This is a genomic window from Caldimonas sp. (assembly GCF_046289365.1).
Lineage (GTDB): Bacteria > Pseudomonadota > Gammaproteobacteria > Burkholderiales > Burkholderiaceae_C > Caldimonas.
Genome location: NZ_JBKBVU010000008.1, coordinates 15,669 through 39,121 on the forward strand (window position 1 = coordinate 15,669; position 23,453 = coordinate 39,121).

At 67.8% G+C, this 23,453-nt stretch carries 22 protein-coding genes, 1 tRNA gene and 1 riboswitch; of the genes, 10 read left to right on the forward strand and 13 right to left on the reverse strand.

The features are described from left to right. Positions 1-311 precede the first annotated feature (311 nt). On the reverse strand, positions 312-2,471 hold the full coding sequence (locus tag ACK42S_RS01695; protein WP_409702591.1) for a sodium-translocating pyrophosphatase: 2,160 nt from the start codon (positions 2,469-2,471) through the stop codon (positions 312-314). A 224-nt stretch (positions 2,472-2,695) separates the two neighbouring features. Here ACK42S_RS01695 and ppa point away from each other — a divergent pair, with 224 nt between their 5' ends. From ppa to ACK42S_RS01715, 4 genes are all read left to right on the forward strand, one after another. Then, positions 2,696-3,235: an inorganic diphosphatase gene (gene ppa / locus ACK42S_RS01700; protein WP_409702593.1), complete on the forward strand. Its 540-nt coding sequence runs from the start codon at positions 2,696-2,698 to the stop codon at positions 3,233-3,235. Positions 3,236-3,434: 199 nt separating this feature from the next. Next, positions 3,435-4,226, forward strand: coding sequence for an alpha/beta fold hydrolase (locus tag ACK42S_RS01705; RefSeq protein WP_409702594.1), 792 nt, complete (start codon positions 3,435-3,437; stop codon positions 4,224-4,226). Between the two features lie 82 nt (positions 4,227-4,308). Then, positions 4,309-5,217: a diguanylate cyclase gene (locus tag ACK42S_RS01710; protein WP_409702596.1), complete on the forward strand. Its 909-nt coding sequence runs from the start codon at positions 4,309-4,311 to the stop codon at positions 5,215-5,217. Positions 5,218-5,376: 159 nt separating this feature from the next. Further along, complete coding sequence (locus ACK42S_RS01715; protein ID WP_409702598.1) at positions 5,377-5,772, forward strand: hypothetical protein; 396 nt, start codon at positions 5,377-5,379, stop codon at positions 5,770-5,772. Positions 5,773-5,833: 61 nt separating this feature from the next. Here ACK42S_RS01715 and ACK42S_RS01720 read toward each other — a convergent pair. The 11 genes from ACK42S_RS01720 to ACK42S_RS01770 form a co-directional block, all read right to left on the reverse strand. Continuing rightward, positions 5,834-5,909: transfer RNA gene (locus ACK42S_RS01720), tRNA-Asn, on the reverse strand. 36 nt (positions 5,910-5,945) lie between these two features. Further along, positions 5,946-8,114, reverse strand: a complete 2,169-nt coding sequence (locus tag ACK42S_RS01725) for a TonB-dependent siderophore receptor (RefSeq protein ID WP_409702600.1) — start codon at positions 8,112-8,114, stop codon at positions 5,946-5,948. Positions 8,115-8,179: 65 nt separating this feature from the next. After that, positions 8,180-8,280, reverse strand: a riboswitch (TPP riboswitch). Positions 8,281-8,333: 53 nt separating this feature from the next. Further along, positions 8,334-9,407 (reverse strand): NAD(P)/FAD-dependent oxidoreductase, encoded by a 1,074-nt coding sequence (locus tag ACK42S_RS01730; protein ID WP_409702602.1) that lies wholly within the window; start codon positions 9,405-9,407, stop codon positions 8,334-8,336. A gap of 9 nt (positions 9,408-9,416) precedes the next feature. Next, the gene (gene fdxA, locus ACK42S_RS01735; RefSeq protein ID WP_409702604.1) at positions 9,417-9,740 is read right to left on the reverse strand and encodes a ferredoxin FdxA; all 324 of its coding nucleotides are present in this window, start codon (positions 9,738-9,740) and stop codon (positions 9,417-9,419) included. A gap of 88 nt (positions 9,741-9,828) precedes the next feature. Further along, on the reverse strand, positions 9,829-10,617 hold the full coding sequence (gene cobA / locus ACK42S_RS01740) for a uroporphyrinogen-III C-methyltransferase (RefSeq protein WP_409702605.1): 789 nt from the start codon (positions 10,615-10,617) through the stop codon (positions 9,829-9,831). Positions 10,618-10,631: 14 nt separating this feature from the next. Continuing rightward, positions 10,632-11,924 carry a sulfate adenylyltransferase subunit 1 gene (locus ACK42S_RS01745; protein WP_409702607.1) on the reverse strand — a complete coding sequence of 431 codons (1,293 nt, stop codon included), beginning with the start codon at positions 11,922-11,924 and terminating at the stop codon, positions 10,632-10,634. Then, a complete protein-coding gene (gene cysD, locus ACK42S_RS01750) occupies positions 11,924-12,883 on the reverse strand; it encodes a sulfate adenylyltransferase subunit CysD (RefSeq protein ID WP_409702609.1) in 960 nt (319 codons plus the stop codon). The genes ACK42S_RS01745 and cysD overlap by 1 nt, the downstream gene beginning before the upstream one ends. Further along, a complete protein-coding gene (locus tag ACK42S_RS01755; protein WP_409702611.1) occupies positions 12,880-13,632 on the reverse strand; it encodes a phosphoadenylyl-sulfate reductase in 753 nt (250 codons plus the stop codon). The genes cysD and ACK42S_RS01755 overlap by 4 nt, the downstream gene beginning before the upstream one ends. After that, positions 13,629-14,126, reverse strand: a complete 498-nt coding sequence (locus tag ACK42S_RS01760) for a DUF934 domain-containing protein (RefSeq protein ID WP_409702613.1) — start codon at positions 14,124-14,126, stop codon at positions 13,629-13,631. The genes ACK42S_RS01755 and ACK42S_RS01760 overlap by 4 nt, the downstream gene beginning before the upstream one ends. Positions 14,127-14,140: 14 nt before the next feature. Then, positions 14,141-15,856 carry a nitrite/sulfite reductase gene (locus ACK42S_RS01765; protein WP_409702615.1) on the reverse strand — a complete coding sequence of 572 codons (1,716 nt, stop codon included), beginning with the start codon at positions 15,854-15,856 and terminating at the stop codon, positions 14,141-14,143. 20 nt (positions 15,857-15,876) lie between these two features. After that, positions 15,877-16,644, reverse strand: a complete 768-nt coding sequence (locus tag ACK42S_RS01770) for a sulfite exporter TauE/SafE family protein (RefSeq protein WP_409702617.1) — start codon at positions 16,642-16,644, stop codon at positions 15,877-15,879. Positions 16,645-16,829: 185 nt separating this feature from the next. On the opposite strand from ACK42S_RS01770, the gene ACK42S_RS01775 reads away from it, so the two are divergent. After that, the gene (locus ACK42S_RS01775; RefSeq protein ID WP_409702619.1) at positions 16,830-17,777 is read left to right on the forward strand and encodes a patatin-like phospholipase family protein; all 948 of its coding nucleotides are present in this window, start codon (positions 16,830-16,832) and stop codon (positions 17,775-17,777) included. A gap of 160 nt (positions 17,778-17,937) precedes the next feature. On the opposite strand, the gene phaP is transcribed toward ACK42S_RS01775, so the two are convergent. Then, positions 17,938-18,489, reverse strand: a complete 552-nt coding sequence (phaP, locus tag ACK42S_RS01780) for a TIGR01841 family phasin (protein WP_409702631.1) — start codon at positions 18,487-18,489, stop codon at positions 17,938-17,940. Between the two features lie 237 nt (positions 18,490-18,726). Between phaP and ACK42S_RS01785 the strand changes: the two genes are divergently transcribed. From ACK42S_RS01785 to rmuC, 5 genes are read left to right on the forward strand one after another with little or no spacing between them, the layout of a single operon-like run. Further along, positions 18,727-19,704 (forward strand): histone deacetylase, encoded by a 978-nt coding sequence (locus ACK42S_RS01785; protein ID WP_409702621.1) that lies wholly within the window; start codon positions 18,727-18,729, stop codon positions 19,702-19,704. Then, positions 19,685-20,116, forward strand: a complete 432-nt coding sequence (locus tag ACK42S_RS01790; RefSeq protein WP_409702623.1) for an acyl-CoA thioesterase — start codon at positions 19,685-19,687, stop codon at positions 20,114-20,116. The genes ACK42S_RS01785 and ACK42S_RS01790 overlap by 20 nt, the downstream gene beginning before the upstream one ends. Further along, the gene (locus ACK42S_RS01795) at positions 20,113-20,814 is read left to right on the forward strand and encodes a nitroreductase (RefSeq protein WP_409702625.1); all 702 of its coding nucleotides are present in this window, start codon (positions 20,113-20,115) and stop codon (positions 20,812-20,814) included. Before ACK42S_RS01790 ends, ACK42S_RS01795 begins: the two co-directional genes overlap by 4 nt. A gap of 47 nt (positions 20,815-20,861) precedes the next feature. Then, positions 20,862-21,896, forward strand: a complete 1,035-nt coding sequence (locus ACK42S_RS01800) for a 2-hydroxyacid dehydrogenase (protein ID WP_409702627.1) — start codon at positions 20,862-20,864, stop codon at positions 21,894-21,896. Positions 21,897-21,908: 12 nt separating this feature from the next. Then, positions 21,909-23,363 (forward strand): DNA recombination protein RmuC, encoded by a 1,455-nt coding sequence (gene rmuC / locus ACK42S_RS01805; protein WP_409702629.1) that lies wholly within the window; start codon positions 21,909-21,911, stop codon positions 23,361-23,363. Positions 23,364-23,453 lie beyond the last annotated feature (90 nt).

The window sequence follows — 23,453 nt, forward strand, 5'->3', positions numbered from 1 at the left end:
GCTGCCGTGGTGATGAGCGCGGTCTGTGGGGACGCCGGGGCGGCCAGCGCGATGGTCGAGTCGCGCGCCTGGGCCCATGCAGACGTACAAGCACAGGCCAATGCCAGCGCTGGCCGGATCGCAGGTCCGCTCAAGCCTCGAGTTCGCACGGCATGTCCCATGGCAGGCATTGAAGCATGGCGGGCCCAACCTTGGCAGATCGAACCCCGTCATGGGCGTGAAGCAATGCCGAAAACCCGGGGCGACTTGAGGGGGGCTTTCCACGACACAACGCCCGCGCGAGGCGGGCGTTGCAAAAGGAGGGGGCCGGCTCAGCGGGCGGCGGTCAGGGTCGCAGCCGGCGTGACCATGGAGGCCGCGACCTGTGCCTGGACGGCCGGCGCCGCAGGCGCCGATTCGGCTTTCGTGGCCGTGCTCACCGGCAGCAGCGGCACGATCAGCAGCGCGACGATATTGATGATCTTGATCAAGGGGTTCACGGCCGGTCCGGCGGTGTCCTTGTAGGGGTCGCCGACGGTGTCGCCGGTGACGGCCGCCTTGTGGGCTTCGCTGCCCTTGCCGCCGTAATGGCCTTCCTCGATGTACTTCTTGGCGTTGTCCCAGGCGCCGCCGCCGGTGCACATCGAGATCGCCACGAACAGGCCGGTCACGATGGTGCCCATCAGCAGGCCGCCCAGCGCCTCGGGGCCGAGCAGCAGGCCCACCAGGATCGGCACGACCACGGGCAGCAGCGAGGGGAGGATCATCTCCTTGATGGCCGCACTGGTGAGCATGTCCACGGCGGTGCCGTACTCGGGCTGGCCCGTGCCCTCCATGATGCCGGGGATGGTCTTGAACTGTCGGCGCACTTCCTCGACCACGCTGCCCGCCGCCCGGCCCACCGCTTCCATCGCCATCGCGCCGAAGAGATAGGGGATGAGGCCGCCGATGAACAGGCCCACGATCACCATGTGGTTCGACAGGTCGAAGCTCACATGGTGGCCGGCGGCTTCCAGGCCATGGGTGTAGTCGGCGAACAGCACCAGCGCGGCCAGGCCGGCCGAGCCAATGGCATAGCCTTTGGTGACGGCCTTGGTGGTGTTGCCCACGGCGTCCAGCGGGTCGGTGACGTCACGCACCGACTGGGGCAACTCGGACATCTCGGCGATGCCGCCGGCGTTGTCGGTGATGGGGCCGTAGGCATCGAGGGCCACGATGATGCCGGCCAGGCTGAGCATGGAGGTGGCGGCAATCGCGATGCCGTACAGGCCGGCGAGCAGGTAGCTCACGATGATCGCCGCGCACACGAAGATCACCGGCCAGGCGGTGGACTTCATGCTCACGCCCAGGCCGGCGATGATGTTGGTGCCGTGCCCGGTGGTGGAGGCCTTGGCCACATGCTTGACGGGCGAGTAGTCGGTGCCGGTGTAGTACTCGGTAATCCACACCATCAGCGCCGTGAGCACCAGGCCCACCGCGGCGGCGCCGAACAGGCGAAGCTGGGTGCCGCTGGCGTACAGCGCGTCGTCGGGCATCACCCACTTCACGATGAAGAAAAAGCCGACGAGTGCGATCACCCCCGAGACGATCAGGCCCTTGTAGAGGGCCGGCATCACGTTTTTCATGCCCGGCGAGGCCTTGACCGCGCCACAGCCGATGATGGAAGCGACGATCGAAAAGCCGCCGAGTGCCAGCGGCAGCACGGCCGCCTGCATCGGGAAGGCCGTGATCATCAGGGCGCCCAGCACCATGGTCGCGATCAGCGTCACGGCGTAGGTTTCGAAGAGGTCGGCGGCCATGCCGGCGCAGTCGCCCACGTTGTCGCCCACGTTGTCGGCGATCACCGCCGGGTTGCGAGGGTCGTCCTCGGGGATGCCGGCTTCCACCTTGCCCACCAGGTCGGCCCCCACGTCGGCGCCCTTGGTGAAGATGCCCCCGCCCAGGCGAGCGAAGATCGAAATGAGCGAAGAGCCGAAGGCCAGACCGATCAGCGGCTTGAGCACGGTGGACAGTGGCGTGACCGGGGTGACCTGTCCGTTCATGATCAGGAACCAGAACAGCACCCCCACACCCAGCAGGCCCAGGCCCACCACCAGCAATCCGGTGATCGCACCGCCGCGGAAGGCCACCGCCAGGGCGGCGTCGATGCCCCGGGTGGCCGCCTGCGCGGTGCGCACATTGGCACGCACCGACACATTCATGCCAATGAACCCGCAGGCGCCCGAGAGCACGGCCCCGATGACGAAGGCCACGGCGGTGGCGCCATCGATGAAGATGCCGATCAGCACCGCCAGCACGACGCCGACGATGGCGATCGTCTTGTACTGCCGCGCCAGATAGGCCGCAGCGCCGGTCTGGATCGCCGCGGCGATCTCCTGCATACGGGTGTTGCCCGCTTCCTGCTTCAGGATCCAGGTGCGTGACACGAAACCGTAGACGACGGCGGCCACGCCACACACGAGCGCAAAATACAGCGCCAAATCGGTGGACATGAAAGGGCTCCTTCCTTTGGTGATCCGATGGTGATCGAAGGCCCGTGGTCTTGGCTTGCCACGTTGGCCGGCCCATGCTACGCAAAGCCCTGCGGTGCCGCAATGACGGCTCGCCCCGTGTTTACCAGCGGACACCACGCCAATCGCACCGTGGCCGGGTGTCAGGGCGCTGCAAGGGCCCTCGGTAGAATCCGGGTTTTCCCTCGCGATTCATCCGACCCGCCATGAGCCTGCACAACGTGACCCCCGGCGCCAAGGCGCCTGAAGAGTTCAACGTGATCATCGAGATCCCGATGAACGCCGACCCGATCAAGTACGAGGTCGACAAGGAAACCGGCGCCATCTTTGTCGACCGGTTCATGACCACGGCCATGCACTACCCGTGCAACTACGGCTACGTGCCCCAGACCCTGTCGGACGACGGCGACCCCGTGGACGTGCTGGTGATCACGCCCTTTCCGCTCACGCCCGGCGTGGTGGTGACCTGCCGCCCCATCGGTGTGCTGAAGATGGAAGACGAAGCCGGTGGCGACGCCAAGCTGCTGGCCGTGCCCACCACCAAGATCCTGCCCATTTACGACCACTGGAAAAAGCCCGAGGACATCAACCCGATGCGCCTGAAGGCCATTCAGCACTTCTTCGAGCACTACAAGGATCTCGAAGCGGGCAAGTGGGTCAAGGTGCAGGGCTGGGACGGGCCCGAGGCGGCCAAGGCCGAGGTGGCCAGCGGCATCGCCAACTACGCCAAGTCGCAACACCAGTGACCCCGCTGGGCCGGCGGCTTGGGCCGTCCAGCCCCAGCCGTTCCAGTGACGGCAAAGCGGCGCTAAAGTGTCCTCGGCTGCCGCCGATAACCGAGGAGCATCCCGGAGATTGGCGGGCTGTTCCTGGCTCTGTGCAGCGACGGCGAGCCCAGGCGGTGGACGCGATCGCCACGGCAGTCAAGAAGAAGGAGCCGGCACCATGGATGTTTGGCGACGCAATCACATCACCGATCTGCCCGGCCCGGGCCCGGCCCTGCTATACGCCCACGGTTTTGGTTGCCATCAAGACATGTGGGCGGACATCACACCCGCTTGGCGCGGGCAGCACCGGCAGGTGCTGTTCGATTACGTCGGTTCGGGGCGCTCAGACCCGGCAGCGTTCTCGGCGCACCGATATCGCCACCTCCAAGGCTACGCACAAGACCTGCTGGAGGTGTGCGAAGCCACCGGATTGACCCGCGATGTGGTCGTGGTGGCCCACTCGGTGAGCTGTTCGATCGCCATGCTGGCAGCCATCGAACGGCCGCAGTGGTTCCGGCATTTGATCTTGGTGGGGCCCAATCCTTGTTTCGTCAACGACCCGCCTTACAGTGGGGGGTTCGAGCGGTCGGACTTGGTCGAGCTGCTCGAACTGATGGAGCACAACTACATGGGCTGGGCCGATGTGCTGGCGCCGGCGGTGGCCGCAGGGCATGAGCCCGTGCGCCGCACCTTGCGCGAGAGTTTTTGCTCGACCGATCCGGTGATGGCCAAGACCTTTGCGGAAGCGACGTTCTTTTCCGACAACCGGGCTGATGTGCCGAAGGTGCCCACGCCCTGCTTGATTTTGCAGCATGCCCGCGATGCCTTGGCTCCAGTGTCGGTGGGGGAGTACCTGCATGCCCATCTGCCGCAAAGCCGCTTGCAGGTGCTCGATGTGGCCGGGCATTGCGCCCACATGAGCCATCCTCATCTGGTCATCGAGGCGATGCGTGACGTGTTGTCGACCTGAATCGAACCTGTCGTCACCAGCAGGGATGGGCCTGGACGAAATTCCAGCTCCCTGCTGGGTGAGTGATGGCCAAGGTCGGGTGTTGAGCTACAACCAGCGCTTGGCCGAATGGGCCGGGCTGGCGGCCCCAGGCGACGAAGGCGCAGGAGAGCTTCAATTCAGTCAGTGGCTCACGGCGGCCGGCCGGATATTCTTTGAAACCCATGTGTGGCCGACGTTGCGGCGCGACGGGGGCGTGACCGAGGTGTTCGCGCATTGGCAACCCCAGGGGCGGCGGCTGGGGGCTTACGTCGGCGCTCAGGCTTTGGGTTCGCCGCCGTGGGGTCATTACGTCTGGCTGCTGTTCGGCGCCCAAGAGCGCCAAGATTTCGAGCAAGCCCTCATCGATGCTCGCCGCAGGGCGCAAGAACAAGCCGAGCAACTGCGAGATGCCCATGAGCGATTGCGCTTGCTCAATGAGCAGCTGCAACAGCAAATCCACTTGACACAGGCGGATAACCAAGCGCTGTCTGTGTTGGCTGTCCATGACGAACTGACCGGGTTGGGCAACCGGCGCAGCTTGCAAAGTGTGGCACGCACGGTGGCGGCACGCCCGCTGCCGCGCCGGCCGTTTGCCGTGTTGATGTTGGACATCGACCACTTCAAGGCGGTCAATGACAGGCACGGCCATGATCGAGGCGATGCGGTGTTGGTGGATGTCGCACGTTGTCTCCAACGCAATGCCCGCCAAAGCGATGCGGCCATCCGCTACGGCGGGGAGGAGTTCGTGATGGTTTTGCTCGATGCCGACCTCGCCCAGGCGAAGGCCGTGGCCGAACGATTGCGTGAAGACGTCTTTCGGACGCAGCCCGGCCAACTGCCGGTGACGGTCAGTGTCGGCGTGGCGGCTGCCCTGGGGCCCAATGACGATTTGTATGAGGTCCTCAAGCGCGCAGACGATGCGCTCTATCGCGCGAAGGCCGCTGGACGCAATGCCGTCGCCTGCGCCTGAAACCTCCTCTGGCCAGTGAAGGGGCGCGGACGGCCACGAGCCGCGGATGCCGTCATGCGCTTGTCGGTGCGCAACAGTCCAGGAACCTCGGGCGTACGAGCAGATCTCACCGTCCCCGGTCCCCTTTCGGCAGGGGGGACTGTTGAGACGGAGGGTGTGATGCGTGTCGTGATCTGGGCGGCTTGGACCGTGCTTGCCGCACTGTGGACCTTGGGAGCATGGGTGTTGGCGGAACTTGTCCAGTGGTCCGTCCAAGCGATCAACGCGGCCGAGGCCGGCCGTGCGGCCCAGGCCGTCTTGCAGGCTCCCCTGCCGCCCTGGCTGGGCGTCTGGATCGATCCGGCCTGGCTGGAACTCCTGCGTTCACAGCTCCAGTGGCTGATCGAGGCGGGGCAGGCCATCATGCCGGCGGTGGGGGCCGTGGCCGGCTGGCTCGCCCCGCTCGTGTGGATCGGATGGGGGCTGGGCATGCTGACGCTGCTGGCGCTCGCGGTGGGAGCCCACTGGCTGGTGAGGCGTCTGGGCCGCAGCAGCCCCTCCGGCACCGCGACCTGAGGCGCTAAAACAAAGCCAAAAGCAAAAGCCCTGCACGCACGTGCAGGGCTTTTCTGTTTTTTGGCTCCCCGACCTGGGCTCGAACCAGGGACCTGCGGATTAACAGTCCGTCGCTCTACCGACTGAGCTATCGGGGAACAGAGCCTTGAATTATAGCCAGAAAATTTCGGGGCTCACAAGTCCGCCTGCAAAGACAGCCGGAAGCTGCGCGGTGCCAGGGGGTAGAGGAAGGCGTGGCCGTATTGGAGCGGCGATTCGCGCCACGCGCGCTTGTCGGTGAGGTTGTCGATGCCGGCGCGCCAGGTGAGGGCCGTGCCGGCCACGCGGTGGTGGTGCACCAGGCCGATGTCGAAGCGGGTCCAGGACGGGATGTGCACGCTGTTGTCGGCCAGCACCATGCGGTCGCCCTCGTGCACCATGGCAGCGGCCAGGCGCAGGCCGGGCAGGGCGGTGACGCGGTATTCGACGCCGGCTTTCACGGTGTGGGCCGGCACGTTGACAGGGCGTTTGCCGTTGAGGCTCGCGTCGGCCGCCCCCGTGCGGCGGGCGTGCAGCCCCATCGCGCTGCCGCTCAGGCGCCAGGGGCCGAAGTCCCAGGCAGCGGCGGCTTCCAAGCCACGGTGATGGGCATCGCCGTCGAACCGGCGTGTGCAGGTGTCCCCGACCGTGTCGTCGAAGCAGTCGGTGCCGAGGTCGGAGGCCACTGGACGCTTGATGTCGAAATAGGCCACACCCCACTGCAGACCCTCCGACCGGCCTTTGAAGCCCAGTTCCACCTGCCGGCTCCTCAGACTGGGCAAGGCCTGCCCGGCGTTGGTGTAGCGGGCCCGGTTGGGCACCACTTCGGATTCGGCCCCGCGGCCCCAACTGGCGTAGACCATGTGACGCGGCCTGAACTCATGGCTCAGAGCCAGCCAGGGCGTGGTGATGGATTGGCGGTAGTCGGTGGCCTGCGGATCGCCGCTGGTGCGTTCAGTGCTGCGGTGCAATCGCGTGTGGCGAAGGCCTGCCCAGGCCGTCCAGCGCGGGGCCAGTTCGATCGCGTCGCGCACATAGAACTCGGTGGAGCGCTCGGTGCGGTTCGTGTTGGGGTCGGGCTGTCGGTCGGACGGCGGCACCTGGGTCTGCCCGTCGATCGTGCCGGTGCCGGCCCAGCGGTAGATCTGATCTTCCAGGCGTGCCTTGTAGCGGCTGAACAGCACGCCAGCCGTGAGGGTCTGTTGCATCCCGCCCAGCTTGAAGCGGCCATCGGCAGACAGGTTGAGCGCGTGGGTGCGGCGCCGCTCGTTGTCGCTGACATACTCGTAGAGATCGAAGCTGCCGTCGCTGCAGTAGCGGTCGTAGCGGCCTTGCGCATCGCAACCGTAGGGGAAAGCCAGGCGGTCGTCGGTCTCGAGCCGCTGTGTGCCCAGGTGGGCCGTGAGGCGCCAGTCGGCATCGAGCCGGTGGCGCACGCGCAGCGAGGCGGCGAGGGCGTCCATCACGACAGGTTGCGACCAGCTCTGGTTGTTGAGGTTGATGCGTGGGTCGGTCGGCGCGGGCAGGGTGTCGCCCAACAGGCTGAAGGCGGGCTGGCTGGGCTGGCTGCGGCGGCTGGTCTCGACTTCGGCTTCCATGGTGGTGGCCGGGGTGAGGCGCCAGTCGCCGGCCGCGGCCAGCAGGCGTCGCTGGCCGGTGTCGCTGCGCAGAGGCGAATCGAGGTGTTCGTAGGCGGCATTCACGCGCAGGCCGAAGCGCTCATCCAGGCCGAAGCGCTCGCCGATGTCGGCCGCCGTGCCCACGGTGTGGCGGCTGCGCCAGCCCAGTTCCACGCTGCGCACGCGGCCTTCGGGGCGTTTGACGACGAGGTTGACCAAACCCCCCGGTGCGCTGGTGCCGGCCTGGATGCCGCTGGTGCCCTTGAGCACTTCGAGCGCGGCCTTGTTGTCCAACGGGATGGAGGTCTCGGCGTTGATGGGCAGGCCATCGCGGCGGTAGTTGAAGCGGTTGTCGAGCACGAAGCCGCGCACCGAGAGGAAGTCCCAGTAGCCCTGGGAGTTGTAGCTGTCGCTCACGGCGGCATCCAGGCTCACGGCGTCGGCCATGCGGGTGGCGCCGCGGTCTTTGAGCTCGCCTTCGGGAATCACCGTGGCCGACAGGGGGGTGCGCGCCAGCGGTACCGCGCCGAAGCCGCCCACCTCGGCGCGGGCGGTGGGGGCCTGGCCGGTGACGGTGATGGCGGGCAAGGCGTCGGAGGCGGCCTGCGCCCGGGCTCCACACGCCATCAGCGCGAGGCAGGCCAGCGCCACCGGGCGAAGGGCGGGGGCAATGAAGGGCGAGAAACGACGTACTGCGGCGGCCATCTGCGAACTCTTCTGGCAAGACGCAGGGCGGCGGCGGAAGGAGGGGGCCCGTGGGAGCGGGCGGGCCAGCCATTCGGACGCTTCCCTGCGCGAGGATTACCTCAATCAGGTTCAAAGGGACTGTCTCAGCCGGGCCCTGGCAGGCCCAACACCCCTAGCGGAAGGCTGTGCAGCAGGCTGCGCAGCCATGCGGATTATCGCGCAGCCGCGCGGGCCGCGTCAGTCGTCGAAGTTCGGGGTCTCGACGCCCAGCACCTTGTGCAACTTGGGGCTGGTGGTGGTGTACTGCAGGTGGATGCGCTTGTCCGGGAAGATGTAGGGCGCGGCGCCGAAGGCAGCCAGTGCAGCCTCGTGAAAGCCCGAGAGGATGAGCTTCTTTTTGCCCGGGTAGGTGTTGATGTCGCCCACGGCAAAGATGCCGGGAATGCTGGTTTCGAACTTCTCGGTGTCGACCACGACCTGCTTGCGCTCCAGCGCCAGGCCCCATTCGGCGATCGGGCCGAGTTTGGGGCTCAGGCCGAAGAAGACGAGCAGCATGTCCAGCGGCACGACGCGCGTCACACCGTCACTGCCGGTGACCTTCACGCCGGTGAGCCGTTCGCCCTGCTCCTCGATGCCGGTGATCTGGCCGATCACGAACTGCATTTCCATCGCATCGCACAGCTCTTTCATGCGCGCGACCGACGCGGGCGCTGCGCGGAAGCCGTCGCGGCGGTGGATGAGGATGACGCTTTCGGCCCGGTTCGGGCCGTCCTGGGCGAAGTTGAGCGTCCAGTCCAAGGCGGAGTCGCCCCCGCCCACGATGACGAGGTTCTTGCCGGCGAACTGGGCCGGGTTCTTCACGCGGTAGAAGACCTGGCGGTCGTGGTGCTTCTCGATGCCGTCGACCTTCAGCAGCCGGGGCTGGAAGGCGCCGACGCCACCGGCAATGAAGACGGTCCGGGTGATGAAGCGCGTGCCCCTGGCGGTGGCCAGGTCGAAGCGGCCGTCCTCGCGGCGCCGGACCTCGGTGACCTCCTGACCCAGGTGGAAGGTGGCACCGAAGGGCTCGATCTGCTTGAGCAGGTTGTCGGTGAGCTCCTTGCCGGTGCACACCGGCACGGCCGGGATGTCGTAGATGGGCTTATCGGGGTAGAGCTCGATGCACTGGCCGCCGGGATAGGGCAGCGAGTCGATGATGTGCGCCTTGACCTCGAGAAGGCCCAGTTCGAACACCTGGAACAAGCCCACCGGGCCGGCGCCGACGATGACGGCATCGGTCTCGATGGGCGGCGTGCTCTCAGGCGTGTCCATGGCAAGGCCTCAGCGCTTGAGCTCGGACAGCTTGCCGGTGCGGTCTTTCCACTCGTCCGCATCGGGCAGGGGCGCCTTGCGCTTGGTGATGCTCGGCCAGATCTTGGACAGCTCGGCGTTGAGCGCGATGAAATGCTGCTGGTCGCCGGGCACGTCCTCCTCCGGCAAGATGGCATTGACTGGGCACTCGGGGATGCACACCGCGCAGTCGATGCACTCGTCGGGGTCGATGGCCAGGAAATTGGGGCCTTCGCGGAAGCAATCCACCGGGCACACGTCCACGCAGTCGGTGTACTTGCAGCGGATGCAGGCTTCGGTCACGACGTGGGTCATAGGGGGAGTCTCGAGGAATGGAGGAGGAAACAGGAGCCGGGCCGGAGCACCGCAGCGAGCCGACCGCTCGGAGGCATTGGCAGGGATTCTAAGGCCGGGGGCCGGGGCCCATGTCTTGACCGGGGGCAACCACCTTGTCGGCCGGGTCGGCCCCGTGAGCACGGTGAAACCGGCGTGGGACGGCGGACACGGGCCGGGCGCCGCAGCCGACGATGACCACGGCCGGGCGTCCTGCGTGCAGTACGCTGGCCTGGGCCAGGCTGGCCACGGTATGGTCGCTGTGCAGTTCATCGGGCCAGCCGGCGCGTGAGACCACGCTGGCCGGGGTGTCGTCCGGCCAGCCGGCCTCCCGCAGGCGGCGGGACAAGGCGCCGAGCTGGCGGCCGGCCATATAGAAGACCTCGGTGTCGGCGCTGCGGCTGGCATGCAGATCGCCGGCGCGCGTCATGGCCGTGGTCAGGCTCATGCTGCGACCGGTGCCGCGGCGCGTCAGCGGGCGCTGGCTGGCCGCGGCCGCGGCCAGCGCGGCCGTGACGCCGGGCACCACCTCGGTGGCCAGGCCTGCGGCCGCGGCGGCTTCGAGTTCTTCTTCCAGCCGTCCGAAGACGCTGGGATCGCCGCCCTTGAGCCGGACCACCAGATCCACTTCGCGCGCATGACGCACCAGCAACGCATTGATCGCGGCCTGGCCCGTCGAATCGCAAAAGCCGCGCTTGCCCACATGGATCCAGCGCGCCCGGGGGGCGAGCTCGCGCAGGGCGGGGTCGGTCAAGGCGTCGTGCAGCACGACGTCGGCCTGAGCCAGCAGCCGGGCGCCGCGCACAGTGATCAGGTCGGCCGCCCCGGGGCCGGCTCCGATGAAGGCGATCCTGCCCATGGTCCGTGAGCGCCTCAGCCGACCGACTTCACGAGCAGGGCCCCGCTGGTGCGGTGGCTGCTCGGATCGACGACGATGAGCGCACCGCCGACACGGTTGTCCGCATAGGGTTCGACCGGCAGGGGCTGCTGCGTTTCGACGGTGACGTGGCCGATCTCGTTGACGGCCAGCTCGTGCGCCTCGGTGGGCTGCAGGCTGTGGATGTCCAGGCGGCTGTCGATGGCCGTGATGCGGGCCTGTACCCAGCGGTTGCCGTGGCGCACCCAGTACTTGCGTCCCACGACGGCCGGCTCGGTGTCGAGCCAGGCCAGCGTGGCCGCAAAGCGCTGGGCGGTGCGGGCTGTGCCGGGTGTGGCGATCCAGTCCCCGCGCGAGACGTCGAGCTGGCGGTCGAGCACGATGCCGGCCGATTCACCGGCCACGCAGGAGGCAACCACGCTGCCGGCACGGCGCACCTGCGCCACCACGGCGGTCTCGCCGCTGGGAAGGATCTGCACGGCGTCGCCTGCCTTCACCTGGCCGTGGGCGATGCGGCCCCACAGCGTGCGCGGCTGGTTGCCGGTGCCTTCACCTTCGCGGGCCACGTACTGCACGGGAACGAGCAGATGGCCGCTGATGCGCTCTTGCACCGTGGGCAGGGTTTCGAGCAGTTGCAGCAGCGAGGGGCCGTCGTACCAGGGGGCATCCAGCGGCTGGGTGACGTTGTCGCCGCGCAGGGCCGAGACGGGCACGATGCCGGCGACCTGGATGCCGGCTTGCTCGGCGAAGTCGAGCAGGGCGTTGCGCACGGCGGTGTAGGCCTGGGCCGGGTCGCTCACCGCGTCGAGCTTGTTCACGGCGAACACGATGCTGGGCACGCGCAGCAGGTGGGCCAGCAGGGCGTGGCGGCGCGTCTGCGGCAGCAAGGCCACCGGCTGGGCCGTCACGTCGAGCTTGGTGATGTCCACCAGCACCACGGCGGCATCGCTGCCGGCGGCGGCCGTCACCATGTTGCGGGTGTACTGCTCGTGGCCGGGCGCATCGGCGATGATGAACTTGCGCTGCTTGGTGGCGAAGTAGCGGTAGGCCACGTCGATCGTGATGCCCTGCTCGCGCTCGGCCTCCAGGCCGTCGGTGAGCAACGACAGGTCGATCGGCTGGCCGGCGGCCTTCTTCTCCAGCGTGTCGAGTTGGTCGGCCAGGATGGCGCGGCTGTCGTAAAGCAGCCGGCCGATCAGCGTGCTCTTGCCGTCATCGACGCTGCCGGCGGTGAGGAAGCGCAAGGCGCGATGGTCCGTGATCTGTGGAGAGTGAACGGCAGCGGTCATCAGAAGTACCCCTCTTTTTTCCGACGTTCCATCGAGGCCTCGGAGGTGCGATCGTCCATGCGGGTGGCGCCGCGTTCACTCACGGTGACCTTCAGCGTTTCGGCGACGATCTCGACGGCGTTGGCCGCCGGACTTTCGACTGGGCAGGTGCAGGTCATGTCCCCCACGGTGCGGAAGCGCACCTGCACGGTCTCGACCGTCTCGCCGGGCTGGGGCGGGGTGACCTCGGTCACCGGCACCAGCAGGCCTTTGCGACGGACGATCTGGCGCTCGTGGGCGTAGTACAGGCTGGGCAGCGGGATGTTCTCGCGGGCGATGTAGAGCCACACGTCGAGTTCGGTCCAGTTGCTGATCGGGAAGGCACGCATGTGCTCGCCCGGACGGATGCGCGTGTTGAACAGCGTCCAAAGTTCGGGGCGCTGCTCCTTGGGTTGCCACTGGCCGAAGCTGTCGCGGTGACTGAAGATGCGTTCCTTGGCGCGGGCCTTCTCCTCGTCGCGACGGGCGCCACCGATCATCAGGTCGAAGCGGTGCTCCTCGATGGTCTCGAGCAGGGTCACGGTCTGGTGGCCGTTGCGCGACTCCAGCGGATGGGCCAGGCGCACGGTGCCGCGCCGGATCGAATCCTCCAGGTGGCCCACCACGAGGCGCTCGCCCATTTCCGCCACGCGGCGGTCGCGGAACTCGATCACCTCGGGGAAGTTGTGGCCGGTGTCCACATGCACCAGAGGGAAGGGCAGGCGGCCCTTGAAGACGCCGTTGCCCAGGTGGTTCTTGAAGGCCTTCTCGGCCAGGCGCAGCACCACGCAGGAGTCCTTGCCGCCCGAGAACAGCAGGGCCGGCCGTTCGAAGGCGGCCACGGCCTCACGCAGGATGAAAATGGCTTCTTCTTCGAGCCAGTCGAGGTGCCGGTGGTCGAGTTCCGGCAGAAGTTGGTCGATGCTTGCGGGCGCGTTCACGGGCGGGCTCCGATCAGGGAAACGGCAGGGGGGGTGTCCTGGGGGACGTGCAGGCCGCATTCCTTGGCCTTCTCGTCCTCCCACCACCAGCGGCCGGCGCGGAAGTCCTCGCCCACCGCGATGGCGCGTGTGCAGGGGGCGCAACCGATGCTGGGGTAGAACCGGTCATGCAGCGGGTTGTAGGGCACGTCGTTCGTCGCGATGTAGTGCCAAATGTCGTTCCAGGTCCAGTCGGCCAGCGGGTTGAGCTTGACGCGGCGCTGGTCGTCGAAGTCGCGGAAAGGCACCTCGGCGCGGTGGCTCGATTGCTCGCGGCGCAGCCCGGTGATCCAGGCCTGCCGGCCGCGCAACATGCGTGACAGCGGCTCGAGCTTGCGGATGGCGCAGCAGCGCTTGCGCAACTCGATGCTTTCATACATGGCCTTCTCGCCATGGTTGCGCACAAAGTGCACCACAGCGTCGTGGTGGGGCTCATAGATCTCGACGCGCACTCCGTAGCGCTCCTCGATGCGCGGGATGAGCGCTAGCGTCTCGGCGTGCAGTGCGCCAGTCTGCAGCGTGCCGATCGCAATACCGAAGGTGTGGCGCGCGATCATGTCGGTGAGCACCATGTCCTCGGCACCCAGGCTCGTGGCCTGCACGATACGGCCGCGGAATTCGGCGGCGGCCGACTGCAGCACGGCCAGCGCATGCGCATGGCGTGCCGCGTAGTCCGGCGAGGGGCGGGCGTAGAGTTCGATGGCCGTCATGACACGGTCTCCTTGCGAACATCCCGGCGCGCAAACAAGGGACGGTTGTCGTGCACGTCGCCCTGGTAGTAGCCGCTGAAGAACTCGAGCGCCCGGCGAGCGGCGGCCTCGTCCTGGTCGGCGCGCAACTGCACGGCATCGACACCGCTGCGGTCGAGCAGCGGCAGCATGTCGACGAGCACCTCGCCGACGGCTCGCACTTCGCCGGCAAAGCGATAGCGGCTGCGCAGCAGGCGGGCCTGGCTGTACGCACGGCCGTCAGTCCACTTCGGGAAATGCAGCACCACCAGCCCCAGGCGGGGCAGGTCGGCTTCGAGCACCTCGACATCGGTGTCGTTGGAGATCTGCACGCCCGCGGGCAGGTGGGCCGGCCAGGTGGCGCGCACGGCCTGCCATTGGGCCCAGCTCAGCAGGCGGTGCGCGGCAGGCTGGGGCGCGGCCTCGTCCTCGGGGGCGCGCTGCCAGGCATCATCGTGGGGGTGGATGAACTTCATCTTTGTGTCCTTCCTCAGGCGGCCAGGGCCTTGCCGGTGGTGCGGCGCACTGCGTTGGCGGCGTTCTTGAAGGGCTCCAGGCCCACGCGCTTGACGGTGTCGATGAAGCGCTCATTGGCCGCGCGTTGCTCGCGATAGGTCTCGACCACGGCCTCGATCACATCCACCACCTCGTCGGCGGCGAACGAGGGGCCGATCACCTTGCCGGGCATGGCCGGTCCGCTGTGCGTGGAGCCGTCCGAGCCCCCCAGGGTGATCTGGTACCACTCGGCGCCGTCTTTGTCGACGCCGAGGATGCCGATGTGGCCGGTGTGATGGTGGCCGCAGGAGTTCATGCAGCCGCTCATGTGCACGTCGATGTCGCCGATGTCATACAGCTCGTCGAGGTCCTGGTAGCGCTGGGCCACCTGCTCGGCGATCGGGATCGAGCGCGCGTTGGCCAGGCTGCAGAAGTCACCGCCGGGGCAGGCGATCATGTCGGTGAGCAGGCCGATGTTGGGCGTGGCAAAGCTGGCGGCCTTGGCCTCCTGCCACAGGGCATAGAGCTCGGACTCGTGCACCCAGGGCAGCACCAGGTTCTGGTCATGCGTGACGCGGGCCTCGCCGGCGCTGTAGCGCTCGGCCAGGTCCGCGGCGCGTTCGAGCTGCTCGTCCGTCACGTCGCCAGGCGCCTGGCCGGCACGCTTGAGCGAGAGCGTGACGGCACGGTAGCCGGGGAAGCGGTGGGCATGCACATTGCGCTCCAGCCAGCGGCGGTAGGCCAGCGGGGCGTCGGCGGGGGCTGCGGCCAGCGCATCGTTGGCGGCCTGGGGGTCGTAGCGCACGCCGGGGGGCGCATCGAAGTGCTGGGCCACGCGGTCGAGCTCCTCCTGGGGGATGATGTGGGCTGCGCCATCGACGTCGCGCTCGAGGATCTGGCGGAACTCGTGCTCGACCGCATCGATGAACTTCTGGCCTTCGGCCTTCACGAGGATCTTGATGCGCGCCTTGTACAGGTTGTCGCGCCGGCCGTAGCGGTTGTAGACGCGCACGATGGCCTCGAGGTAGACGAGGATCTGCTGCCAGGGCAGGAACTCGCGCACCACCGTGGCGATGAGGGGGGTGCGGCCCATGCCGCCGCCCACCAGCACCTTGAAACCCACGTCGCCGTTTGCGTCGCGCAACAGTTGCAGCCCGATGTCGTGCCAGCCGATGGCGGCGCGGTCCTCGGCAGCGCCGCTCACTGCGATCTTGAACTTGCGCGGTAGGAAGGCGAACTCAGGGTGCAGGGTCGACCACTGGCGGATCACTTCGCAGTAAGGGCGCGGATCCACGATCTCGTCTGGGGCGATGCCCGCGAAGGCGTCGCTCGTGATGTTGCGGATGCAGTTGCCCGAGGTCTGGATGCCGTGCATGTCCACGGCGGCCAGCTCGTCCATCACGTCGGCGGCCCGCGCCAGCGGAATCCAGTTGAACTGGATGTTCTGGCGCGTGGTGAAGTGACCGTAGCCGCGGTCGTACTCGCGTGCGATGCGCGCCAGGGTGCGCAACTGGGTGCTGCTGACTTCGCCGTAGGGAATGGCGATGCGCAGCATGGGCGCATGGCGCTGGAGATACCAGCCGTTTTGCAGGCGCAGGGCCTTGAACTCCTCGTCGCCGAGCTGGCCGGCCAGGTGCCGCTGCAACTGGTCGCGGAACTGGGTTGCACGCTGGCGGACGAAGTGGCGGTCGAACTCGGTGTATTGATACATCTCGGGGCTCGTGGGAAGACTCAGTGGATGACCTTGAGGCCGGCGGTGACCAGGGCGGCGCACAGCAGGCCGCGCACGAGGCGGTCGGGCAGGTTGCGGGTCAGGCGCGCGCCGATCCAGATGCCTGGGATGGAGCCCACCAGCAGCGCCCCCAGCAACGCCCAATCAACGTGGCCCAGACTGGCATGGCCGATGCCGGCCACCAGCGTGAGCGGCACGGCATGGGCGGTGTCGGTGCCCACCAGGCGGCGCGCCTCGATATGCGGATACAGGAAAAGAATGAGCGTGGCGCCGATGGCTCCGGCCCCGATGGAACTGAGCGAGACCAGCACGCCCAAGGCGGCTCCGGCGGCCACTGTGAGCGCCGGCTTGCGGCGCTCGGGCAGCCAGCGCTGCAGCTTCAGGGCCACGCGGTGCCAGGCCTGGCGATAGGCCACCGTGATGGCGGTGAGCAGCAAGGCGATGCCCAGCGAAAAGGTGAGGGCGCTGGCCCAGCCCTTGGTGACGCCGGTGTAATGCATCAGTCCGATCATCACGACCGAGGCGGGCACGCTGCCGGCCAGCAGCAGGCCGGTGATGCGGTAGTCGACGTTGCCCTGGCGGTGGTGGGCCACCGAACCCGACACCTTGGTGAGGCCGGCGAACCACAGGTCGGTGCCGATGGCCACGGCCGGATTGAGCTTGAAAACTGACAGCAGCAGCGGGGTCATGAGCGAGCCTCCGCCCACGCCGGTCAGGCCGACGATGACGCCGACCCCGAAACCACTGACCACCGCAATCCAGTCCATGTCGCTCCCTGTGGAACCCGCGTGGCAATGCCAGCGCAGCGCGCGCATCGCGCACAGATGAAGGAACTGTAGGGAGGTCTTATATAAATGAGAACTACAAATTCATTTGATAGTTATATTCGGTTGTTATTTGTGGGGCTGCTTCGGGGCGAGGGTCTGGCGCTGGCCCGCTAAGATCACGCCCCATGTCTGCGACCGATCCGCTCCTGACCACCGCCGGGCTGGGCCTGCACCGTTGGCGCCGGCGCAGCCTGTTGCTGTCCACCCTGGCGCTTGCGGCCTGCCAGACGACCCCGCCCGTGACGGTGGCGCCCCCGCCGGCGCCGGCTCCGGCCCTCCCACCGCCGCTGCGACCCCCCCGCATCGGCCTGGCGCTGGGCGGTGGGGCGGCCCGGGGGTTCGCCCACATCGGGGTGATCCAGGTGCTGGAGGAGCAGGGCATCCAGCCCGACCTGGTCGTGGGCACGTCGGCCGGCAGCCTGGTGGCCGCGCTGTACGCGTCGGGCAAATCGCGTTCAGAGCTGCGCGCCCTGGCCGAGACGATGGATGAGACGGCCATCACCGATTGGTCCTTCCCGCTGCGCGGGGTGATCCGGGGCGAGGCCCTGGCGCGCTACGTGAACCAGCAGACCGGGGGGCTGACCATCGAGCGCATGAAACTGCCGCTGGGCATCGTGGCCACCGACCTGGCCACCGGCGAGCCGGTGTTGTTCCGGCGCGGAGATACCGGCATGGCGGTGCGGGCCTCGAGTGCCGTGCCGGCGGTGTTTCAGCCGGTGCGCATCGGCGAGCGCGAGTATGTGGACGGCGGGCTGGTCTCGCCGGTGCCGGTGCGCTTTGCGCGGCAGATGGGGGCCGACCTCGTCATCGCCGTGGACATCTCCTCCCCGCCTCAGGGGGGCGCGGTGGGCGATGCCATGCGCATGCTGCTGCAGACCTTTGCCATCATGGGGCGCAGCATCAATCACTTCGAGCTGCGCGAGGCCGATGTCGTGATCCGTCCGGCGCTCAACGGCCTGGCGGGCACCGATTTCCGCTCCCGCCGGCTGGCGATGGATGCCGGACGCGACGCGGCCCTGGCGGCCCTGCCCCAGATCCGCGAGCGCATCGCCGCCAAGACCCGCCCGGGCTGAGGACGCAAAAAAAAGCCCGGTGGGGGACCACCGGGCTGAAGGTACCTTGGGAGGTACCGAGGAGACAACCTTTCAGGGAGACCGTGGAGCCACGCTGCACGGCATCCTTAAGAATCGGGGCGAGCCGGAAAAGTTCAACCCCCGATTGCAAATGATGGTGTCAGGCGCTGCGCTTGGCGCGGGGGGCCTGGGCCGCCTTGACGGCCGAGCTGGTCACGGCCTGGATGTTGGCTTCGGCCACTTCCGCCGCCTGCTTGGCGGCCTTGTGAACGCTCTCGAAGGCATTGTTGGCGGCCGCCACGGCCGACTTTACCAGGGCCACGGCATTCTCGGTGCCGGCCGGAGCGTTCTTGACAGCGTTGTCGACCACGGCCATGAACTTCTTCTGGACATCGGCGATCTGCGCTTCGGCGATCTTGCTCACTTCGGCATTGGTGCTCGAGGCGATGTCATAGACATGGCGGCTGTACGCGGCGGCCTTCTCGGCGCTGGGCTGCAGCAGCGAGGCCTGCAGGGCCAGAAGTTCCTGGGCGTCCTTGACGGACAGGGTGGCCTGGGCGTGCTCAGCGGCTTCGGCCAGCGAGGCCTTGGCGACCTGCAGGTTCAGCTCGACGAGCTTTTCGACGCCTTCGAAGGCTTTCTGTGTGAGCCCGAAAAGGGTCTCGACGTTGGCTTTGTGGGCGGCAACCAGTTGCTCGGCGGTCATCATGATCGAGGGCTCCTCGGGTGGGTGGATACAGGAATGTTGCAGTGCAACATGAGCGGAAGTATAGGGGAGCCGTTGAGCATTACAAGCAGTTTTGTTGCGGTGCAGCAAACATTAGGGGGGTGGCTCTAGAAAGACCGGCTCTGATTGCGACTCCGAGTGTCCGACAGGGACATGTCGCCGCCGTGACGAGTCCACGGGGCCTGGGCGTCCCACAATGCGCCGATCGCACTCACCGCTGTCATGCTGGCCTATTACTCCGACCGCTATGTGCTGCCGCTGCCGCCCGGGCACCGTTTCCCGATGGCGAAGTACCGGATGCTGCGCGACCGCGTGGCCGCCGAACTGCCGGCCGTGCGGCTGGTGGAGGCCCCTGCGGCCAGCGAAGGGGAGCTGGCCCTGGCCCATACGCCGGCCTACATCGAGGCCGTGCTGCAGGGCACACTCAGTGCGGCTGCGCAGCGCGAGATCGGCTTTCCCTGGTCGCCGGCCATGGCCGAGCGTGCCCGCCGCTCGGTCGGCGCCACGGTGGCGGCGGCCCGTGCGGCGCTGGGGGAGGGGGTGGCGGCCAACCTCGCCGGCGGCACCCACCACGCCTACGCCGACAAGGGCAGCGGCTACTGCGTCTTCAACGATGTGGCGGTGGCCGCCCGGCTGATGCAGGCGCAATGGCATCGCCAGTCCCGACGCCTGCTGCGCGTGGCCGTGATCGACCTGGACGTGCACCAGGGTAATGGCACGGCAGCGATCTTCCGCGACGACCCGACCGTCTTCACCTTGTCGCTGCACGGGGCGCGCAACTTCCCCTTCCGCAAGGAGGTCGGCGACCTCGACGTGGAGCTGCCCGACGGCTGCACCGACGGGCCCTACCTGGAGGCGCTGGACCAGGCCCTGGCAGCCTTGTGGGCCGCCCATGAGGGCGCCTCCCCGGGCCTGATCTTTTATCTGGCCGGTGCCGATCCGCACGAAGGCGACCGCCTGGGCCGGCTGAAGGTGTCGGCGCCGGCGTTGGCCGAGCGCGATGCCCGCGTGCTGGGGGCCGCCGCCGAGCGGGGCATCCCGGTGGTTGTCACCATGGCTGGCGGCTACGGACACGACATCGCGCAGACCGTGGCGATCCAATGGCGCACCCTGCAATTGGCTTGCGAGTACTGGCGGCGTTGGCCGCGTGCCCAGGCCCCATCCGAGGAGGACCCCCGACATGAGCCGACCCCAGGCTGAACCCCGCGAGGCTTATCGTCATTTTCTGACCATCACCACGCGCTGGATGGACAACGATGTCTATGGCCATGTCAACAACGTCGTCTACTACAGCTACTTCGACACGGTGGTCAACGAATATCTCATCGCCAATGGGGCGCTGGACATCCATGCGGGCGAGGTGATCGGCCTGGTGGTCGAGACCCAGTGCAACTACTTTGCCCCTTTGGCGTTTCCGCAGAGGGTGGACGCCGGGTTGCGCGTGGCGCATGTGGGGTCGTCGAGTGTTCGCTACGAGGTAGGGCTGTTTGCGCAGGGCGAGCCGCTCACGGCGGCGCGGGGGCATTTCGTGCATGTCTACGTGGACCGCACCACGCGCAAGTCCGTACCGCTGCCGGCACGCCTGAGGGCCGCGCTGGAGGGCTTGCGATGAACCTGGGCACTCCACAAGCCATGGCCTGTGTGGACGAGGCCATCACTTCGCGCCGCTCGATCCGGGCCTTCCTGCCCACACCGGTGCCGCGGGAGACGATCGAGGATCTACTGCGCGTGGCCGCGCGTGCACCCTCGGGCACCAATACCCAGCCTTGGAAGGTGCATGTGCTCACCGGGGCATCGTTGCGCCGACTCGTCGAGCGCCTGCGCGCGGCCCACGACGACCCGGCGCAGGCCGAGCTGCATCAGCCGGAGTACGCCTACTATCCGAGCCAGTGGGTGTCGCCCTACATCGAGCGGCGCCGCAAGGTGGGCTGGGATCTCTACGGTCTGCTGGGCATCGCCAAGAGCGACAAGCAGCGCATGCACGAACAGCACGGGCGCAACTACGAGTTCTTCGGCGCACCGGTGGGCCTGATGTTCACCATCGACCGGGTGATGCAGCAGGGCAGCTGGCTGGACTACGGCATGTTCCTGCAGAACCTGATGATCGCAGCGCGCGCCCGCGGGCTGGACACGTGTCCGCAGGCCGCCTTCACCCCGTTCCATCGCATCGTGATGGATCATCTCGGCGCGTCGCCGCAGGAGATGCTGGTGTGCGGCATGTCGCTGGGGTATGCCGATCCGCAGGCGGTCGAGAACCGGCTGGTCACCGAGCGCGCGCCGGTGCACGAATTCACCCGCTTTCACGGTTGACGGCATTCAGCTTCTGCTCAGCGGGTGTCGTTGGGGGCCTTTCTACAATGGCCGCTCCCATCACCCAGGAGACCGCCGTGCACAAGGTGCTCGTGGCGCGCGCCACCTTTCCCGACATCATCGACCGCCTGAGGGTGTACTTCGAGGTCCAGGACAATCCCGAAGACGAGCTGTGGAGCCCCGAGTCCCTGAGCCGGGCCCTGCAAGGCAAGGCCGGACTGATCGCCACCGGCAGCGAGCGCATCGATGAAGCCTTGCTGGCGGCCCACCCGCAGCTCAAGGCGGTGTGCAACATGGCCGTGGGCTACAACAACATCGATGTGGCGGCCTGCACGGCGCGCGGCATCGTCGTCACCAACACGCCGGACGTGCTGACCGAGACCACGGCCGACTTCGGTTTTGCGCTGATGATGGCTGCCGCGCGTCGCATCGCCGAGTCGGAGCATTACCTTCGCGCCGGCCGATGGACGAAATGGCGCTACGACATGTTCGTCGGGCCCGATGTGCACGGTGCCACGCTGGGCATCTTGGGGATGGGGCGCATCGGCCAGGCCATCGCGCGGCGCGGCGCGCACGGCTTCGGCATGAAGGTGATTTACCACAACCGCTCCCGCCTGCCCGAAGCGACCGAGGCGCAATGCGGTGCACGCTATGTCGACAAGGCCACGCTGCTGCGCGAGGCGGACCATCTCGTGATCGTCGTGCCGTATTCCCCCAGTTCCCACCATGCGATCGGGGCGGCCGAGCTGGCGCAGATGAAGCGCACGGCCACGCTGACCAACATCGCCCGGGGCGGTGTGGTGGACGATGCGGCCCTCGCCCAGGCGCTGCGCGACGGACGGATCGCGGCGGCCGGTCTGGACGTGTTCGAGGGCGAGCCCCATGTGCATCCGCACCTGCTGCAGGTGCCCAATGTCGTGTTGACGCCCCACATCGCCAGCGCCTCGGTGGCCACGCGCCGGGCCATGGCGAGCCTGGCGGTGGACAACCTGATCGCCGCGCTGGGCTGCGGGCCGGATGCGGGCCGCCCGCCCACGCCGGTGAACCCGGAAGTGCTCGAGCGCGGAGTGATGCGGGACTGACACAATCGGCCCATGGAATCGAACCTGTGGTGGCTGGCCGCGTTGGGCGTGGTCAATCTCGTGGTGCTGATCGTTCTGGCCTGGCGGATGTTCGGTGGCGGGCGCGAGCCGGCAGCCAGTCGGGAGGACCTGCTGGCGCACACGCGGCTGCAGGCTGAGGCGCTGTTGCGCCTGGAGCGGGAGCTGCGTGACGAACTGAGCCGCAGCGCCCAGGGCACACGCCAGGAACTCGGCGGCACGCTGGCACTGTTCCAGCAGACCTTGCTGACCCAGCAGGGCGACGTGGCGCGCACCCAGAACGAGCAGATCGACAGCTTCCGCACGCAACTGGCGACGTTGCAGCAGCTCGTCGCCGACAGTCTGCGCTCGACGGGGGCGGCACTCACGGCCCAGGCCCAGTCGGCCCGCGAGGCGCAGGACCTGGCCCTGCGGCGCTTTGCCGAGGGCTTGAACGAGCAGTTGCGCGCCCTGTCCGAGTCCAATGAGCGCCGCCTGGCCGAGGTGCGCCAAACGGTGGAGACCCGTCTGGCGGCGCTGGCGGCCGACAACGAGAAAAAGCTCGAGCAGATGCGCCAGACGGTGGACGAGAAGCTGCATGCCACGCTGGAGCAGCGTCTGGGCGAGAGCTTCAGGCAGGTGGCCGAACGCCTGGAGCAGGTGCACCGCGGCTTGGGCGAGATGCAGTCTTTGGCCCAGGGGGTGGGTGACCTCAAACGGGTGCTGACCAATGTGAAGACTCGCGGCGTGTTCGGCGAGACCCAGCTCGCCGCCTTGCTGGAGCAGGTGTTCACCCCCGAGCAGTACGAGACCAACGTGGCCACGGTGCCGGGCAGCCGCGAGCGGGTGGAGTTCGCGATCCGACTGCCGGGCAAGGGCGACGACGGCGCGCCGGTGTGGCTGCCGCTGGATGCCAAGTTCCCGCGGGAGGATTACGAGCGATTGCTGGCCGCGCAGGACGATGCCGACCGTGAGGCCGCCGAGGTCGCGGCCAAGGCCCTGGAGCAGCGCATCCGCGACGAGGCGCGCAGCATCGCAGCCAAGTACCTGGCGCCCCCCCACACCACCGACTTCGGCGTGCTGTTCGTGCCCACTGAGGGCTTGTACGCCGAGTTGCTGCGCCGCCCGGGCCTCACCGAGGCGCTGCAGCGGGATCACCGCGTCATCCTGGCCGGGCCCACCACCCTGCTGGCCATGCTCAACAGCCTGCAGATGGGCTTTCGCACCCTGGCGCTGGAGAAGCGCTCGTCCGAGGTCTGGAAGGTGCTGGGGGCCGTCAAGACCGAGTTCGGCAAGTTCGGGGAGGTGTTGGCCCGCGTGAAGGACCAGACCCAGACGGTGCTCAACACCCTGGACAAGGCCGAGACCCGCACGCGGCAGATGAGCCGGGCGCTCAAGACCGTGGAGGCGCTGCCCGAGGCCCAGGCGGCCGGCCTGCTGCCCGATGACAGCCCGGAGGATCGCGCATAGCTCCATGGGCCCGGGCCCTGCGCGCCATCTCCTGGTGCCCCTGATTCTCGCTGTGCGTGGCGGCCTGGCTCACCGGCGGGGGCACCTGCT

Coding starts and splice junctions, on each gene's coding strand:
- rmuC (WP_409702629.1), top strand. CDS start 21,909: ATGGAATCGAACCTGTGGTGGCTGGCCGCGTTGGGCGTGGTCAATCTC.
- fdxA (WP_409702604.1), bottom strand. CDS start 9,740: ATGACCCACGTCGTGACCGAAGCCTGCATCCGCTGCAAGTACACCGAC.
- ACK42S_RS01795 (WP_409702625.1), top strand. CDS start 20,113: ATGAACCTGGGCACTCCACAAGCCATGGCCTGTGTGGACGAGGCCATC.
- ACK42S_RS01695 (WP_409702591.1), bottom strand. CDS start 2,471: ATGTCCACCGATTTGGCGCTGTATTTTGCGCTCGTGTGTGGCGTGGCC.
- ACK42S_RS01725 (WP_409702600.1), bottom strand. CDS start 8,114: ATGGCCGCCGCAGTACGTCGTTTCTCGCCCTTCATTGCCCCCGCCCTT.
- ACK42S_RS01715 (WP_409702598.1), top strand. CDS start 5,377: ATGCGTGTCGTGATCTGGGCGGCTTGGACCGTGCTTGCCGCACTGTGG.
- ACK42S_RS01705 (WP_409702594.1), top strand. CDS start 3,435: ATGGATGTTTGGCGACGCAATCACATCACCGATCTGCCCGGCCCGGGC.
- ACK42S_RS01755 (WP_409702611.1), bottom strand. CDS start 13,632: ATGACGGCCATCGAACTCTACGCCCGCCCCTCGCCGGACTACGCGGCA.
- ACK42S_RS01765 (WP_409702615.1), bottom strand. CDS start 15,856: ATGTATCAATACACCGAGTTCGACCGCCACTTCGTCCGCCAGCGTGCA.
- ACK42S_RS01775 (WP_409702619.1), top strand. CDS start 16,830: ATGTCTGCGACCGATCCGCTCCTGACCACCGCCGGGCTGGGCCTGCAC.
- ACK42S_RS01800 (WP_409702627.1), top strand. CDS start 20,862: ATGGCCGCTCCCATCACCCAGGAGACCGCCGTGCACAAGGTGCTCGTG.
- ACK42S_RS01785 (WP_409702621.1), top strand. CDS start 18,727: ATGCTGGCCTATTACTCCGACCGCTATGTGCTGCCGCTGCCGCCCGGG.
- ACK42S_RS01760 (WP_409702613.1), bottom strand. CDS start 14,126: ATGAAGTTCATCCACCCCCACGATGATGCCTGGCAGCGCGCCCCCGAG.
- ACK42S_RS01730 (WP_409702602.1), bottom strand. CDS start 9,407: ATGGACACGCCTGAGAGCACGCCGCCCATCGAGACCGATGCCGTCATC.
- ACK42S_RS01790 (WP_409702623.1), top strand. CDS start 19,685: ATGAGCCGACCCCAGGCTGAACCCCGCGAGGCTTATCGTCATTTTCTG.
- cobA (WP_409702605.1), bottom strand. CDS start 10,617: ATGGGCAGGATCGCCTTCATCGGAGCCGGCCCCGGGGCGGCCGACCTG.
- ACK42S_RS01770 (WP_409702617.1), bottom strand. CDS start 16,644: ATGGACTGGATTGCGGTGGTCAGTGGTTTCGGGGTCGGCGTCATCGTC.
- ppa (WP_409702593.1), top strand. CDS start 2,696: ATGAGCCTGCACAACGTGACCCCCGGCGCCAAGGCGCCTGAAGAGTTC.
- ACK42S_RS01745 (WP_409702607.1), bottom strand. CDS start 11,924: ATGACCGCTGCCGTTCACTCTCCACAGATCACGGACCATCGCGCCTTG.